Origin of the sequence: Pseudomonas sp. RIT288, assembly GCF_000631985.1 — a bacterium.
GTDB lineage: Bacteria > Pseudomonadota > Gammaproteobacteria > Pseudomonadales > Pseudomonadaceae > Aquipseudomonas.
In genome coordinates this window covers 106,820-122,086 of the sequence record NZ_JFYN01000042.1, presented here as the reverse complement: position 1 = coordinate 122,086, position 15,267 = coordinate 106,820, and the positions used below count along the sequence as shown (strand labels likewise).

Here is a 15,267-nt window from a genome sequence, read left to right as displayed (position 1 = left end):
CAGCTTCTCGTTTCTTTGAAACAGACTGGATCAGACTTCGTCAGGGCTGCGCAGGTTGGTGACTGCGATTCGCTGTTCGCGGCGCTGTTCCTTTTGCGAAGGCATGTCGGCGCGATAAACGCCTTGATCACCAACGACCCAGGAAAGCGGACGACGCTCCTGTCCAATCGATTCCTGCAACAGCATCAAGCCTTGGAGGAATGCTTCTGGACGAGGCGGGCAGCCAGGTACGTAGACGTCCACGGGCAGGAACTTGTCCACCCCTTGAACCACGGAGTAGATGTCGTACATGCCGCCGGAGTTGGCGCACGAACCCATGGAGATAACCCACTTGGGCTCGAGCATCTGCTCGTAGAGACGCTGAATGATCGGCGCCATCTTGATGAAGCAGGTACCGGCGATAACCATGAAGTCGGCCTGACGCGGTGATGCCCGGATAACTTCGGCGCCAAAGCGCGCGATGTCGTGGGGCGCCGTGAAGGCGGTGGTCATTTCCACATAGCAGCACGAAAGGCCGAAGTTGTACGGCCACAGGGAGTTTTTACGCCCCCAGTTGACCGCGCCACTCAGCACGTCTTCGAGCTTGCCCATGAAAATGTTTTTGTGGACTTGATCCTCTAACGGATCGGAAACGGTTTCCCGTTCGCCGATCGGATACTGCTCGTTAGGAGCATCGGGGTCGATTCTGGTGAGATTGTATTGCATTGCCAAAGCCTCATTGTTTCAGCTTCGCCTGCCGCTTGCGACGAGCTTCCGGAGCCCAGTCAAGGGCGCCCACTCGGAACAGGTAGACAAGACCTGCCAACAGAATTGCTATGAAAACGAGAGCTTCGACGAATCCGGTCCAGCCGCTTTCGCGGACGGACACAGACCATGCAAAGAGAAAGAGGGCTTCGATATCGAAGATCACGAACAGCATCGCGACCAGATAGAATTTGGCTGAGAGCCGCAAGCGGGCGCCACCGGTAGGTAGCATGCCGGACTCGAACGGTTCGTTTTTGCTGCGGCCCCAGGCTTTTGACCCGAGGAGGCTGGAGACGCCAAGCATGAAGGCACACAGGCCGACGACACCCAGAAGGAAAATGGCAAAGCCCCAGTTGTGGGCCATGAGTCCTGTCGCTTCGGGCATGCTGGTAATCCTTAACAGAGAGCAAAGGTCTCTGAGCTTGATAAAGAAATAGGCAGTGACGATATGTCGCAGCAATCAATCGCGCTGATTTTATGGCTAAACACCCGGCAAGTAAAATTCCTATAGCGAAATTATTTATTGGAATAAGGACATAGCGTACCTCCGATGCTCTGTAGCCCGTGCGTAGCGGGCATTAGCCGGGTTTGCGCGAATTATGTTTTGTAGGAAATGTAACGAACATAGTTGCTGCTAAATGATAATTGATATCGTTTGGAGTGGTTTTGTAACTGTTTAGCGGTGCAGTACACAGAAAGTTGTCTTATATGCCTGTTACTGCAAGTAGCGGTGGCGCACGTTTTACCGGTTTTTTGTGATGCGGGTACTGGTCTGGATCAATGTTTTGTCCCGCGGGCTGAAGACGAAACCTGTGGGAGCGAGCCTGCTCGCGAATGCGGTGAGTCAGTCACCGTATGCGCAAGCTGACAAAGCGCCTTCGCGAGCGGGCTCGCTCCCACAAGGTTTCGTGGCGCTGGGAGTTCTTCAGCCCAACACACGCCCCCTGTAGGAGCTGCCGAAGGCTGCGATCTTTTGATTTTGCTTATCTAAAAACAAGATCAAAAGATCGCAGCCTTCGGCAGCTCCTACAGGGTGGATGGGGGAATCTGCGGGCAAAAAAAACGCCCCGAACCAGTCGGGGCGTCAGTCTTGCGGCTTTGCGGTTAGCTTTCTATACGATCCGCAAAGGCCGTTTGCTCAGGTGAAGCAGATCAGTGGAACTGTTCTTCTTCGGTCGAACCGGTCAGCGCGGTCACCGAGGACGAGCCACCCTGAATCACGGTGGTCATGTCGTCGAAGTAGCCGGTGCCCACTTCCTGCTGGTGAGCCACGAACGTGTAACCCTTGGCGGCGTCAGCGAACTCCTGCTCCTGCAGCTTCACGTAGGCAGTCATGTCGTTGCGGGCGTAGTCGTGCGCCAGGTTGAACATGCTGTGCCACATGTTGTGAATGCCGGCCAGGGTGATGAACTGGTGCTTGTAGCCCATGGCGGACAGTTCGCGCTGGAATTTGGCGATGGTCGCGTCGTCCAGGTTTTTCTTCCAGTTGAAGGAAGGCGAGCAGTTGTACGACAGCAGTTGGTCCGGGTATTCCTTCTTGATCGCTTCAGCGAAGCGACGGGCTTCTTCCAGATCCGGTTTGGCGGTTTCACACCAGATCAGGTCGGCGTACGGAGCGTAGGCCAGGCCACGGGCAATCGCTTGATCCAGGCCGGCACGTACCTTGTAGAAGCCTTCCTGAGTACGTTCGCCAGTCACGAACGGCTGGTCGTACGGGTCGCAGTCCGAAGTCAGCAGGTCAGCGGCGTTGGCGTCGGTACGGGCCAGAATGATGGTCGGTGTACCGGCAACGTCAGCCGCCAGACGTGCAGCGGTCAGCTTCTGTACGGCTTCCTGAGTTGGAACCAGTACCTTGCCGCCCATGTGGCCGCACTTCTTCACGGAAGCCAGTTGGTCTTCGAAGTGCACGCCGGCGGCGCCTGCTTCGATCATGCTCTTCATCAGCTCGTAGGCGTTCAGTACGCCGCCGAAACCGGCTTCAGCGTCAGCCACGATTGGTGCGAAGTAGTCGATGTAGCCTTCGTCGCCCGGGTTCTTGCCGGCTTTCCACTGTATCTGGTCAGCACGACGGAACGAGTTGTTGATGCGCTTGACCACGGTTGGAACCGAATCCACCGGGTACAGCGACTGGTCCGGGTACATCGATTCGGCGGAGTTGTTGTCCGCAGCAACCTGCCAGCCCGACAGGTAGATCGCCTGGATACCGGCCTTGACCTGCTGAACAGCCTGGCCGCCGGTCAGGGCGCCCATGCAGTTGACGAAATCTTTCTCTGGGCGGAAGGACGGCTTGGCACCCTGGGTCACCAGGTTCCACAGCTTCTCGGCGCCCATTTTCGCAAAGGTGTGCTCAGGTTGAACCGAGCCACGCAGACGGACGACGTCAGCAGCGGAGTAAGTGCGAGTCACGCCTTTCCAGCGCGGGTTTTCAGCCCAGTCTTTTTCAAGGGCTGCAATTTGCTGTTCGCGTGTCAGTGCCATGGAGATAAACCTCGTCGCGTCTTTATGAAAAGTTGTTCTGCGGTGGAAAATTCCTGCGCTCGCTGACCAGAAGCTTAGGTGGTCAAGTCGGGTTCGGCGGGGTAGGCGACGGGATGAACGATGGGCTCGAGGGGAAGTGAGCAGGTAGTGGCGGACTGCGGGGCGCATTCGGGCGTCGTGGGCCTTTATACGAACTGCAGCGTGAAGCCGGGTTACCTAATTACGCTTCCGTCCCTCGGGACAACTTCGTTCCAGTCGGCAACCTCGTCAAACACACCTTGTGGGCGGTACAGACACGAAGCGGTTCGCGGGGTAGGTGCGAACGTCGCTTCGAAGGCCCTTGCCAGGGCCTCTGATTAGCGGGAGCGAGGCCATCATGCCTTCGCTTTTTTGGCCCGTCAAACGTTTTGTAGTGCTTTTTTTCAAGCACTACATCTTTCGTCTAATACGACTAATCAGTCAGTTTTCGGTGCTTTAGTCCAGCGCGTCGACTTTCACCCGTAAAGTCATGTCATCCCGGCCTTGAGTCGAGTAGCTGCGGCTCTGGCTCTGTTTGTCGGCCTGGGTTTCACGGTTTACGCCGGCAAGGGTGATCCATTCGCCGAGGCGTCCGCTGACCGTTGTGTCGGTACTTTGTACGTTCACTACATCAGGACGTTCCTGGCTCATGCGGTCACGGTTGGTACTGATTGCCAGGTGAACGATGTCGCCGGTGACGCTCGCCGTCACGTAGAAGCCCTGGGTGACGTTACGGTATTGGGTCTGGCTGCTGTAATCGCCGTAGGAGTTGCTCTGGCTGCTGGTGATCGGCACGCTCTGGCCGACCTGAATCAGCGCCGGCGCGCCTTCACTGGCCTGAATCTGCTGGATGCCGCCGTCACGGCTGGCGGTGCTGTAATTGATGATCCGGGTCTGTTGGTCGCCGGTGTTCTGCTGATTGTTTTCGTTGGTGTCGACGGTGATCAACAGGCGTTTGGGCACAGTGTCGAGCTGGGTAATCAGCGCCTTGAGTTCCTGGATCTTGTCCGGCTCGGCCTTGATGATCAGTTGATTGCCATAGGCGCTGACCTGACCGTCCTTGCCGATGAAGTCTTGCGCCATCGGCAGCATGTCGGTGCTGGTGCGGTACTTGAGAGGCACGATTTCTGTGGCTGCCATCACCGACAGGCTGCAGCCGAGCAGCAGGGTGGTGAGCAGGGTGCGTAGGGACATGTCCGTTATCTCCGCTTTCGAAAGGCTTGATATTGCCAGTTTGTCGGCCCGGGGTGGGGCAAGTTGAATCGTAGACAGCAAAACGCCCCGGCATCCGAAAATGGCGGGGCGTTTTGAGGGGGCTCAAGGGGCTTTGTGGTGAGGGAATTCATCCCCGATGGGGCGCGGAGCGGCCCCAAAAAACCTTGGGCCTGCTTCGCAGTCCATCGGGGATGAATCCCCTCACCACAGGATCTCCAGAAATCACAGAATCAGTAGAGATCTTGGGATCTCTACTGATCAAGCCGAATGCCGAACCATATCGACATGCGGAATCCCGGCTTCGAGGAATTCCTCGCTGACCAGGCTGAAGCCCAGGCGCTCATAGAACGCCGTGGCCTGTACCTGGGCGCTGAGCATCTGCTGCTGCAGACCGCGGGCTTCGGCTTCGGCGATGACCGCTTGCATCAGCGCATCACCCACCTTCATCCCGCGCCAGTCCTTCAACACCGAAACCCGGCCAATGTGCCCGTCGGGCAGCAGGCGGGCGGTGCCGATCGGGAAGTCGCCTTCGAACGCCAGAAAATGCACGGCGGTCGCATCATCGGCGTCCCATTCAAGCTCGGGTGGCACCGATTGCTCGGCGATGAACACCGTTTCACGAATGCGCCGGATCTCGGCGTTGTCCTTTTGCCAGTCTGCGACACGTACGCGAATCTTATTCATCGGCGAATCCCAGGCTGCCCTGTTTGACCAGCTCGCACAGCAGGCCGCGACCGTCTTCATCGTTGAGCCACTCGCCGAGGTTGTCGACGTGCAGCGCATCGGCGGCGCAGATCAGCTTCAGCAGCTCGCGCAGCTTGCCCGGCAGGTATCGGCTCTGGCCGCTGGCGAACAGCAGCAGGTCGTCATCGACTTCCGACCAGGCCAGGCGCGCACTCGGGTTGCGGATCAGCACCGCGCCGTCCTGCAAGGCATTGAGGAAGTCATCTTCTTCAACGTCTTCCGGGCCGACCACCAGTTCCGGGTAGCGCGGCTCGGTCATGTACTGGCCGAACCAGGTCAGCAGCAGACGCTCGTCGCTCATGTGCTCGGCGAGCAGGCTCTTCAGGCGATCCAGCGCATCGTGCTGAATCTGGTGCGGATCGACCGCAGGCTGCGCGTCGGCATCGGTGTAGCGCTCTTCGTCCGACAGGAACTGGCTGAGGAAGTCGGTGAAGTGGGTCAGCACTTCCGAGGCGCTCGGGGCGCGGAAGCCGACCGAGTAGGTCATGCAGTTGTCCACGGCGACACCGCAGTGGGCCAGGCGCGGCGGCAGGTAGAGCATGTCGCCCGGTTCCAGGACCCACTCTTCGGTTTCGTGGAATTCGGCGAGAATGCGCAGATCCGCGTGCTGCAGCAGCGGGCTGTCGGTGTCGCACATCTGGCCGATCTTCCAGTTGCGCTTGCCATGACCTTGCAGCAGGAACACGTCGTAGTTGTCGAAGTGCGGACCGACGCTGCCACCCGGGGCGGCGAAGCTGATCATCACGTCATCGACACGCCAGCTCGGCAGGAAGCGGAAGTTTTCCAGCAGCTCGCTGACTTCCGGGACGAATTGATCAACGGCCTGAACGAGCAAGGTCCACTCTTTTTCCGGCAGCTTGCTGAACTCGTCTTCGGCGAACGGGCCGCGACGCAGCTCCCACGGGCGCTCGCCGTGCTCGATCACCAGGCGCGACTCGACCTCTTCTTCCAGGGCCAGGCCGGCCAGTTCGTCGGCGTCGATCGGGCTTTCGAAGTCAGGGATGGCCTGACGGATCAGCAGCGGCTTTTTCTGCCAGTAATCGCGCATGAATTCGCGCGCCGTGAGACCGCCCAGGAGTTGAAGAGGAGTATCAGGATTCATGTGTAACCTATTGAAAAAAAGCATTTTTCAGACGGGAATAAAAACGCCCGGCGCGGCCGGGCGTCTCAAACGGGTCAAGCGGTGAATCAGATGCGTCTGGCTTGCGCTACAGCGTTGCCGATGTAGTTGGCCGGGGTCAGCTGTTTCAGTTCGGCTTTCGCTTCGGCTGGCATGTCCAGGCCGTCGATGAAAGTCTGCAGCGCTTCAGGGCTGATGCCCTTGCCGCGGGTCAGTTCTTTCAGCTTTTCGTACGGGTTTTCGATGTTGTAGCGGCGCATTACGGTCTGGATCGGCTCAGCCAATACTTCCCAGCAAGCGTCGAGGTCAGCGGCAATCTTCTGCTCGTTGAGCTCCAGTTTGCTGATGCCTTTGAGGCTGGCTTCGTAGGCGATCACGCTGTGAGCAAAGCCCACGCCGAGGTTGCGCAGTACGGTGGAGTCGGTCAGGTCGCGCTGCCAGCGGGAGATCGGCAGTTTGCTCGCCAGGTGCTGGAACAGTGCGTTGGCGATGCCCAGGTTGCCTTCGGAGTTTTCGAAGTCGATCGGGTTGACCTTGTGCGGCATGGTCGACGAACCGATTTCGCCAGCGATGGTGCGCTGCTTGAAATAACCCAGGGAGATGTAGCCCCAGATGTCACGGTCGAAGTCGATCAGGATGGTATTGAAGCGTGCGATCGCGTCAAACAGCTCGGCGATGTAGTCGTGCGGTTCGATCTGCGTGGTGTACGGGTTGAAACCCAGACCCAGCTCGTCTTCGATGAAGGCGCGGGCGTTGGCTTCCCAGTCGATCTGCGGGTAAGCCGACAGGTGCGCGTTGTAGTTGCCTACGGCGCCGTTGATCTTGCCCAGCAGCGGCACGGCAGCGACCTGAGCGATCTGGCGCTCGAGACGGTAAACCACGTTGGCCAGTTCTTTGCCCAAGGTAGTCGGGGAGGCTGGTTGACCGTGGGTGCGCGACAGCATCGGCACGTCGGCGAAACGGATCGCCAGTTCACGGATGGCGTTGGCAGTCTGGCGCATCAGCGGCAGCATCACGTCGTCACGGCCTTCGCGCAGCATCAGGGCGTGGGACAGGTTGTTGATGTCTTCACTGGTGCAGGCGAAGTGGATGAACTCGCTGACCTTGGCCAGCTCCGGCAGCTTGGCCGCCTGCTCCTTGAGCAGGTATTCGATCGCCTTGACGTCGTGGTTGGTGGTGCGCTCGATCTCTTTGACGCGCTCGGCGTGCTCCAGCGAGAAGTTTTCAGCCAGTTCATTGAGAACGGCGTTGGCCTCGGCGGAGAAGGCTGGCACTTCCGGAATACCGGCGTGGGCGGCCAGGCGCTGGAGCCAGCGCACTTCAACCAGAACGCGGGCACGGATCAGGCCGTACTCGCTGAAAATCGGGCGCAGGGCCTGGGTTTTGCCGGCGTAGCGGCCGTCAACAGGGGAAACCGCAGTGAGCGAAGAGAGCTGCATGGGGTGTTCTCGGACAGTCGGGCAACGAAATGGGGCGCGTATCATACATGAAAAAATCCGCCGGTCCGTTGCCAACTGACCGGCGTATTACGCGCTACAGACTACAAAACTTTTATTGCGCGACGATTTACTCGCTGCGCATCAACGGATACAGCTCTTTGAGCAGCTTGCGCCGGCTGATCACCAACTGCCAGCGGTGGCCGCCGAGCTGTCGCCACAGGCGTGCCGAACGGATGCCGGCCAGCAGCAGCGCGCGGATCTTCGAAGCATTGCTCGGTTGCTGCAGGTTACGCATGTCGCCATGCACCTGAATGCGCTGGCGCAGGGTGCTCAGGGTGTCCTGATACAGCGCACCGCAGGCGGCGATCACGTTTTCGTGGGCCGGGCCGAAGTGTTCGACCTGCGACTGGATCTGCGGCAGACGCTTGCCAATGGTGTCGAGCATGTCGTCACGTTTGGCCAGTTGGCGTTCCAGGCCGAGCATCGACAGGGCATAGCGCAGCGGCTCGCGTTGCAGGGTGCTTGGATCACGCTCGAGGGCGCCGATCAAGGCGCGATAACCCTCGCGCAGATTGAGGTCGTCGCCGCCGTACACATCCAGTGTGTCCTTCGGGTCGCGTACCAGCAGACTGCCGAGCATGCAGCTCAGGCCGGCCTCGCTGGTCTGCCCGGTCTTGGCGATGCGGTCGACCAGCACCGCGGCGAGAAACACCCCGCCGAGCGCCGTCAGTTGCTCCTGAGTCGGGCTCATGCCTGGCCGCTCCACGGCTCGGCAACTTCGATCACGCCACCACCGAGGCAGATTTCACCGTCGTAGAACACCACGGACTGGCCCGGGGTCACCGCGCGTTGCGGTTCGTCGAACACGGCACGGTAGCCGCTGGCGGTTTTTTCCAGGGTGCAGGCCTGATCGCTCTGGCGATAACGCACTTTGGCGGTGAGGCGCAGCGGCTGGCTCAGGTCGATCGGGTTGACCCAATAGATTTCCGAAGCGAGCAGGGCGCTGGAGAACAGCCACGGATGGTTGTTGCCCTGGCCGACGATCAGCTCGTTGCTGTCCAGATCCTTGCGCAGCACGTACCACGGCTCGTCGCCGGCATCTTTCAGGCCGCCGATGCCCAGGCCCTGACGCTGACCGATGGTGTGGTACATCAAGCCGTGGTGACGGCCGATGACTTCGCCTTCGGTGGTCTTGATCTCGCCTGGTTGCGCCGGCAGGTATTGCTTGAGGAAGTCGCTGAAGCGTCGCTCGCCGATAAAGCAGATCCCGGTGGAATCCTTCTTCTTGGCGGTCGCCAACTCGTATTTCTCGGCAATGGCGCGAACTTCCGGCTTTTCCAGTTCACCGACCGGGAACAGGGTCTTGGCGATCTGTTCGCCGCCGACGGCGTGCAGGAAGTAGCTCTGATCCTTGTTCGGATCGAGGCCCTTGAGCAGTTCGGTACGACCATCGATGTCGCGACGGCGCACGTAGTGGCCGGTGGCAATCAGGTCGGCGCCAAGCATCATGGCGTAGTCGAGGAACGCCTTGAACTTGATCTCGCGGTTGCACAGGATGTCCGGGTTCGGCGTGCGACCGGCCTTGTATTCGGCGAGGAAGTGCTCGAACACGTTGTCCCAGTACTCGGCGGCGAAGTTGGCGGTGTGCAGCTTGATACCGATCTTGTCGCACACGGCCTGGGCATCCGCCAGGTCGTCCATGGCGGTGCAGTATTCCGTTCCGTCGTCTTCTTCCCAGTTCTTCATGAACAGGCCTTCCACTTCAAAGCCCTGCTCGATCAGCAGGAGAGCGGAAACGGAAGAGTCCACGCCGCCGGACATGCCGACAATGACGCGCTTCTTGGATGTGTCAGAAGGGGCTGGATCACGCATAGGGATTCAATGAGTGTCTTGAAAAAGGACGCGATTCTAGCAGGCTCACGGCCTCAAGGCTAAAGAGAAGGGCGGATCAGTTCGAGACTGAAGTGATGGCCGGCCAGATAGTCGTCGATGCAGCGGATGATCAACTCGCTGCGCCAGTTGTCGCGCTGGGCGATTAATTCGCTGTAGGTCAACCACTTGGCGCCAATGATGCCATCGTCCAGTTGATAGTCCGGGTGGTGTTTCACTGCTTTGGCGCTGAAGCACACCCGTTGATAAGTCACGCCGTTGCTCGGCGCGGTGTACAGATAAATGCCGATCACGCCGATAGGTTCGATGTCCCAGCCGGTTTCTTCGAGGGTTTCGCGCACGGCGGCTTCGATCAGGGTTTCGTTCGGATCCAGATGGCCTGCGGGCTGGTTGAGCACATTACGCCCGGCTTTGTGCTCTTCGACCATCAGGAAGCGGCCGTTGTCTTCGACGATCGTGGCGACGGTGATGTGGGGGAGCCATTCCATAGGGTTTCCTCAAATATTGAATTGAAGCCCAATCCCTGTAGGAGTGAGCCTGCTCGCGATAGCGCAATGTCAGCCACCATAATCGTTGAATGGTATACCGCTATCGCGAGCAGGCTCACTCCTACAAGGGGCTTGTGTTGCATTCCGAAACAGAAACCCCGGCACTGGGCCGGGGCTTCTTTGCAGCATTACAACCTTAAACCAGCGCAGCAATCGCCGCGTTGAAGGTTGCGCTTGGGCGCATGGCCTTGCTGATCAGCTCGGCGTCGGCGTGGTAGTAACCGCCGATGTCGACTGGCTTGCCCTGCACGGCGTTGAGCTCGGCAACGATGGTCGCCTCGTTCTCCGTCAGGGTTTTGGCCAGGGTCGCGAACTGCGCTTGCAGTGCAGCGTCTTCGGTCTGGGCGGCCAGGGCCTGAGCCCAGTACATCGCCAGGTAGAAGTGGCTGCCGCGGTTGTCGATGTTGCCGACTTTGCGCGATGGCGACTTGTTGTTGTCGAGGAACTGGCCAGTGGCCTGATCCAGGGTTTTCGACAGAACCAGCGCTTTCGGGTTGTTGTAGTTCACACCCAGATGCTCGAGGGACGCTGCCAGCGCGAGGAATTCGCCCAGCGAATCCCAGCGCAGGAAGTTCTCTTCGACCAGTTGCTGCACGTGCTTCGGAGCCGAACCGCCGGCGCCGGTTTCGAACAGACCACCGCCGTTCATCAGCGGCACGATCGACAGCATCTTGGCGCTGGTGCCCAGTTCCATGATCGGGAACAGGTCGGTCAGGTAGTCGCGCAATACGTTGCCGGTTACCGAAATGGTGTCCTTGCCTTCGCGGGTGCGCTGCAGGGTGTACTTCATGGCATCGACCGGCGCCATGATCTGGATGTCCAGACCGCTGGTGTCGTGATCCTTCAGGTAAGCCTGAACCTTCTCGATCACCACGCCGTCGTGGGCTCGCATCGGGTCCAGCCAGAAGATCGCCGGGGTGCTGCTGGCGCGAGCACGGTTGACGGCCAGTTTGACCCAGTCCTGGATCGGCGCGTCTTTGGTCTGGCACATGCGGAAGATGTCGCCGGCTTCAACAGTCTGTTCCATCAGCAGGTTGCCCTTGCTGTCGGTGACGCGAACCACGCCGTCAGCCTTGATCTGGAAAGTCTTGTCGTGCGAGCCGTACTCTTCGGCTTTTTTCGCCATCAGGCCAACGTTTGGCACGCTGCCCATGGTGGTCGGATCAAACGCGCCGTGGGCTTTGCAATCTTCGATCACGGCCTGGTAGATGGTTGCGTAGCAACGATCCGGGATTACTGCCTTGGTGTCGTGCAGCTGACCGTCGGTGCCCCACATCTTGCCGGAGTCACGGATCATTGCCGGCATCGAGGCGTCGACGATGACGTCGCTCGGCACGTGCAGGTTGGTGATGCCCTTGTCGGAGTTGACCATCGCCAGCGATGGACGCGCGGCGTAGACCGCTGCGATGTCAGCTTCGATCTGTGCTTGCTGTTCGGCCGGCAGGGCCTTGATGCGAGCGTACAGGTCGCCGATGCCGTTGTTCAGGTTGAAGCCGATCTGGGCCAGCACATCAGCGTGCTTGGTCAGGGCGTCTTTATAGAACTCGGCAACGATCTGGCCGAACATGATCGGGTCGGAGACCTTCATCATGGTCGCTTTCAGGTGCACCGAGAGCAGCACGCCTTGCGCCTTGGCGCTTTCGATTTCAGCGGCGATGAACGCGCGCAGGGCGTTTTTGCTCATCACGGCGCAGTCGAGGATCTCGCCAGCCTGAACGCTGGTTTTTTCTTTCAGGACGGTCGCGGTACCGTCTTTGGCGATCAGCTCGATTTTCACAGCGTCAGCGGCGTCGATCAGGGCAGCTTTTTCGCTGCCGTAGAAATCGCCGGTGCTCATGTGAGCGACGTGGGACTTGGAGTCTTTGGCCCAGGCGCCCATTTTGTGCGGGTGCTTGCGCGCATAGTTCTTGACCGACAGCGGAGCGCGGCGGTCGGAGTTGCCTTCACGCAGAACCGGGTTCACGGCGCTGCCCTTGACCTTGTCGTAACGCGCCTTGGCTTCTTTTTCGGCGTCGTTGGTCACGGTTTCCGGGTAGTCCGGCAGGTTGTAACCCTGGGCTTGCAGCTCTTTGATCGCCGCTTGCAGCTGAGGCACCGAAGCGCTGATGTTCGGCAGCTTGATGATGTTGGCTTCAGGCGTAACGGCCAGGTCGCCCAGTTCGGCGAGGTGGTCGGCTACGGCTTTGTCGCCCAGTTGCTCGGGGAAGCTGGCCAGGATGCGCGCTGCAAGAGAGATATCGCGGGTTTCCACGGCGATATCGGCCGAGGCAGTGTAAGCCTCGATGATCGGCAGCAGGGAATAGGTGGCGAGGGCTGGAGCTTCGTCGGTGAAGGTATAGATGATCTTCGAGCGGGTGGGCATATTCGGATTAACTCTCTCTTCTTTGCTAAAGCGTGCGCAGAAACTCGAGGGGCGCCGGGTAAGCGCGTTCGTTCAAAGTCATCCATGAACCGAATGTCGAGATTCTTCGCGGTGATGTTGGGTGCATCAGTAGAGCGTCAAGCAGTCAGGCTGCGATAACAACCCGACCAATCAGGCGGAAAGTCTCGTTCTAGAGAGGCCAGCCGTCGTGACCCTTTGGTCAGCGGGCGGCATTATACATAGGTAGCTGGCAATCTGCCGATGGTTCATATGCAACCCGTCTCGTCCATTGGTCTAAAGGTCGCAGGGGCGGGTGGGGCGTAGAGTCGCTGCGAATGCTTGAGTTTGGCGCTTTTCCCTTTGCTTTCAGGCTTGTACGAAGCCAGATGTGCCCGCGCCGTGAACAGAGGGTTTGCGTGTTGATTTAACTGGGTTACGCTCGAACCAAGCCAGATGTTCAATCCAAACAATGGAGTTCAGCATGGGTTACAAGAAGATTCAGGTTCCAGCCGTCGGCGACAAAATCACCGTCAATGCAGACCATTCTCTCAATGTTCCTGATAACCCGATCATCCCCTTCATCGAAGGTGACGGCATTGGCGTCGACGTCAGCCCGGTGATGATCAAAGTGGTTGATGCTGCCGTGGCCAAGGCCTACGGGGGCAAGCGCAAGATTTCCTGGATGGAGGTTTATGCTGGCGAAAAAGCGACTCAGGTCTATGACCAGGACACCTGGCTGCCCCAGGAAACCCTGGACGCCGTGAAAGATTACGTGGTCTCCATCAAGGGCCCGCTGACCACCCCGGTCGGTGGTGGCATCCGCTCCCTCAACGTTGCCCTGCGCCAGCAACTCGATCTTTATGTATGCCTGCGCCCGGTGGTGTGGTTCGAGGGTGTACCGAGCCCGGTGAAAAAGCCCGGCGACGTCGACATGGTGATCTTCCGCGAGAACTCCGAAGACATTTATGCCGGTATCGAATGGAAGGCCGGCTCCCCTGAAGCCACCAAGGTCATCAAGTTTCTGAAAGAAGAAATGGGCGTCACCAAGATCCGGTTCGACCAGGATTGCGGTATCGGCATCAAGCCTGTTTCCAAGGAAGGCACCAAGCGTCTGGTGCGCAAGGCCCTGCAATACGTGGTGGACAACGACCGCAAGTCGCTGACCATCGTGCACAAGGGCAACATCATGAAATTCACCGAAGGTGCCTTCAAGGACTGGGGTTACGAGGTGGCGAAGGAAGAATTCGGCGCCGAGCTGCTCGATGGCGGCCCATGGATGAAATTCAAGAACCCGAAAACCGGCCGTGAAGTCATCGTCAAGGATGCCATCGCCGACGCCATGCTCCAGCAGATCCTGCTGCGTCCGGCCGAGTACGACGTGATCGCCACGTTGAACCTCAACGGTGACTACCTCTCCGACGCCCTGGCGGCTGAAGTGGGTGGTATCGGTATCGCGCCGGGCGCCAACCTGTCCGACACCGTGGCCATGTTCGAGGCGACACACGGTACCGCGCCGAAGTACGCCGGCAAGGACCAGGTCAACCCGGGTTCGGTAATTCTGTCGGCCGAGATGATGTTGCGTCATCTGGGCTGGACCGAAGCGGCGGATCTCATCATCAAGGGCACCAACGGCGCCATCAAGGCCAAGACCGTGACCTATGACTTCGAGCGTCTGATGGACGGTGCCACGCTGGTATCGTCTTCGGGCTTCGGTGAGGCGATCATCAAGCACATGTAAGTAGTGCAGGTACAAAAAAACCGCCTTCGGGCGGTTTTTTCATGACCGGGTAACGGTTAGGTCAGCCCGGTACCTTTTCTGTATGAGGGGCATGCGTAGCCGCTTCGCTTGCCACGGGCGCCGCTGTGATCTTTACCGCGTGCAGGCCTTTGGGCCCCTGGACGATGTCGAAGTTGACGATCTGTCCGGCCTTGAGGGTTTTATACCCGTCCATGTCAATGGCGGAGTAGTGCGCAAAGAAATCGACCTCTTTGCCGTCCTCGTCTCGTCCTTCGCGGGCATCGGTGTTGATGAAGCCGAATCCCTTGGCATTGTTGAACCACTTGACCTTGCCGACAGCCATGCTCAAATCCCTCTGCAACAGACTCCATCGCTGGAGTATCATCCAGGACATCCGCAATCTAATCCGTTAAAAGGATTGACTCCGCGGATCTTTTTTACCCACTGTGGGCTCTATTGGTTGTAACACCGTTTTCCCGATAGTCAAGGTGACCGGGCAGTCGGAGTTGAAAAGGTGTACAGCCGCCCCCACCACTGTATTTGCACAACTGACGAACCTTTCTTTCCATGCATGCAATCAGCCAGATTCGACTAACATTCAATCAGGATCGCCCGCTTCTCCAAAAGGATCATCCAGAGGAGCACGACGACGATTCGGCAGGCGTTGCTGTTCAGGAAGCAAAGCCTGCGTTACAGGCGCCGCCGATGTACAAGGTGGTTTTGTTCAACGATGACTACACACCGATGGATTTCGTCGTCGAAGTGCTCGAGGTGTTTTTTAACCTGAATCGCGAGCTGGCGACCAAGGTCATGCTGGCCGTTCACACAGAAGGACGGGCAGTATGTGGAGTGTTTACCCGCGACATCGCCGAGACAAAGGCCATGCAGGTCAACCAGTACGCCAGGGAAAGCCAGCATCCGCTACTCTGTGAAATCGAGAAGGACGGTTAATCGCCGACCACTTGGGTATG

General features: G+C 58.9%; 14 protein-coding genes. 2 read left to right on the top strand and 12 right to left on the bottom strand.

Annotated elements, in window-relative coordinates; genetic code table 11:
• Positions 1–30: 30 nt before the first annotated feature.
• The 11 genes from BW33_RS24000 to BW33_RS23950 all read right to left on the bottom strand — a co-directional run bounded on the left by BW33_RS24000 (position 31) and on the right by BW33_RS23950 (position 12,558).
• Positions 31–705: a NuoB/complex I 20 kDa subunit family protein gene (locus BW33_RS24000; RefSeq protein ID WP_003223809.1), complete on the bottom strand. Its 675-nt coding sequence runs from the start codon at positions 703–705 to the stop codon at positions 31–33.
• A gap of 10 nt (positions 706–715) precedes the next feature.
• Entirely contained in the window at positions 716–1,129 is a 414-nt protein-coding gene (locus tag BW33_RS23995; RefSeq protein WP_003223812.1) for an NADH-quinone oxidoreductase subunit A, read from the bottom strand.
• 767 nt (positions 1,130–1,896) lie between these two features.
• On the bottom strand, positions 1,897–3,222 hold the full coding sequence (gene aceA, locus BW33_RS23990; protein ID WP_003223815.1) for an isocitrate lyase: 1,326 nt from the start codon (positions 3,220–3,222) through the stop codon (positions 1,897–1,899).
• 474 nt (positions 3,223–3,696) lie between these two features.
• The gene (locus BW33_RS23985; protein WP_047601688.1) at positions 3,697–4,434 is read right to left on the bottom strand and encodes a secretin N-terminal domain-containing protein; all 738 of its coding nucleotides are present in this window, start codon (positions 4,432–4,434) and stop codon (positions 3,697–3,699) included.
• A 279-nt stretch (positions 4,435–4,713) separates the two neighbouring features.
• On the bottom strand, positions 4,714–5,139 hold the full coding sequence (locus tag BW33_RS23980; RefSeq protein WP_003223818.1) for a GNAT family N-acetyltransferase: 426 nt from the start codon (positions 5,137–5,139) through the stop codon (positions 4,714–4,716).
• Positions 5,132–6,301, bottom strand: a complete 1,170-nt coding sequence (locus BW33_RS23975; RefSeq protein WP_047601686.1) for a ribosomal protein uL16 3-hydroxylase — start codon at positions 6,299–6,301, stop codon at positions 5,132–5,134. The genes BW33_RS23980 and BW33_RS23975 overlap by 8 nt, the downstream gene beginning before the upstream one ends.
• An 86-nt stretch (positions 6,302–6,387) precedes the next feature.
• The gene (purB, locus tag BW33_RS23970) at positions 6,388–7,758 is read right to left on the bottom strand and encodes an adenylosuccinate lyase (protein WP_047601685.1); all 1,371 of its coding nucleotides are present in this window, start codon (positions 7,756–7,758) and stop codon (positions 6,388–6,390) included.
• Between the two features lie 127 nt (positions 7,759–7,885).
• Entirely contained in the window at positions 7,886–8,509 is a 624-nt protein-coding gene (gene hflD / locus BW33_RS23965; protein WP_003223824.1) for a high frequency lysogenization protein HflD, read from the bottom strand.
• Positions 8,506–9,630 (bottom strand): tRNA 2-thiouridine(34) synthase MnmA, encoded by a 1,125-nt coding sequence (gene mnmA / locus BW33_RS23960; RefSeq protein WP_047601682.1) that lies wholly within the window; start codon positions 9,628–9,630, stop codon positions 8,506–8,508. The genes hflD and mnmA overlap by 4 nt, the downstream gene beginning before the upstream one ends.
• A 59-nt stretch (positions 9,631–9,689) precedes the next feature.
• A complete protein-coding gene (locus BW33_RS23955; RefSeq protein WP_047601681.1) occupies positions 9,690–10,136 on the bottom strand; it encodes an NUDIX hydrolase in 447 nt (148 codons plus the stop codon).
• Between the two features lie 196 nt (positions 10,137–10,332).
• Complete coding sequence (locus BW33_RS23950; protein WP_047601680.1) at positions 10,333–12,558, bottom strand: NADP-dependent isocitrate dehydrogenase; 2,226 nt, start codon at positions 12,556–12,558, stop codon at positions 10,333–10,335.
• 481 nt (positions 12,559–13,039) lie between these two features.
• On the opposite strand from BW33_RS23950, the gene icd reads away from it, so the two are divergent.
• On the top strand, positions 13,040–14,296 hold the full coding sequence (icd, locus tag BW33_RS23945; RefSeq protein WP_047601677.1) for an NADP-dependent isocitrate dehydrogenase: 1,257 nt from the start codon (positions 13,040–13,042) through the stop codon (positions 14,294–14,296).
• Positions 14,297–14,357: 61 nt separating this feature from the next.
• On the opposite strand, the gene BW33_RS23940 is transcribed toward icd, so the two are convergent.
• Positions 14,358–14,639, bottom strand: a complete 282-nt coding sequence (locus BW33_RS23940; protein WP_047602023.1) for a cold shock domain-containing protein — start codon at positions 14,637–14,639, stop codon at positions 14,358–14,360.
• A 224-nt stretch (positions 14,640–14,863) separates the two neighbouring features.
• On the opposite strand from BW33_RS23940, the gene clpS reads away from it, so the two are divergent.
• The gene (clpS, locus tag BW33_RS23935; protein ID WP_027614670.1) at positions 14,864–15,247 is read left to right on the top strand and encodes an ATP-dependent Clp protease adapter ClpS; all 384 of its coding nucleotides are present in this window, start codon (positions 14,864–14,866) and stop codon (positions 15,245–15,247) included.
• Positions 15,248–15,267 lie beyond the last annotated feature (20 nt).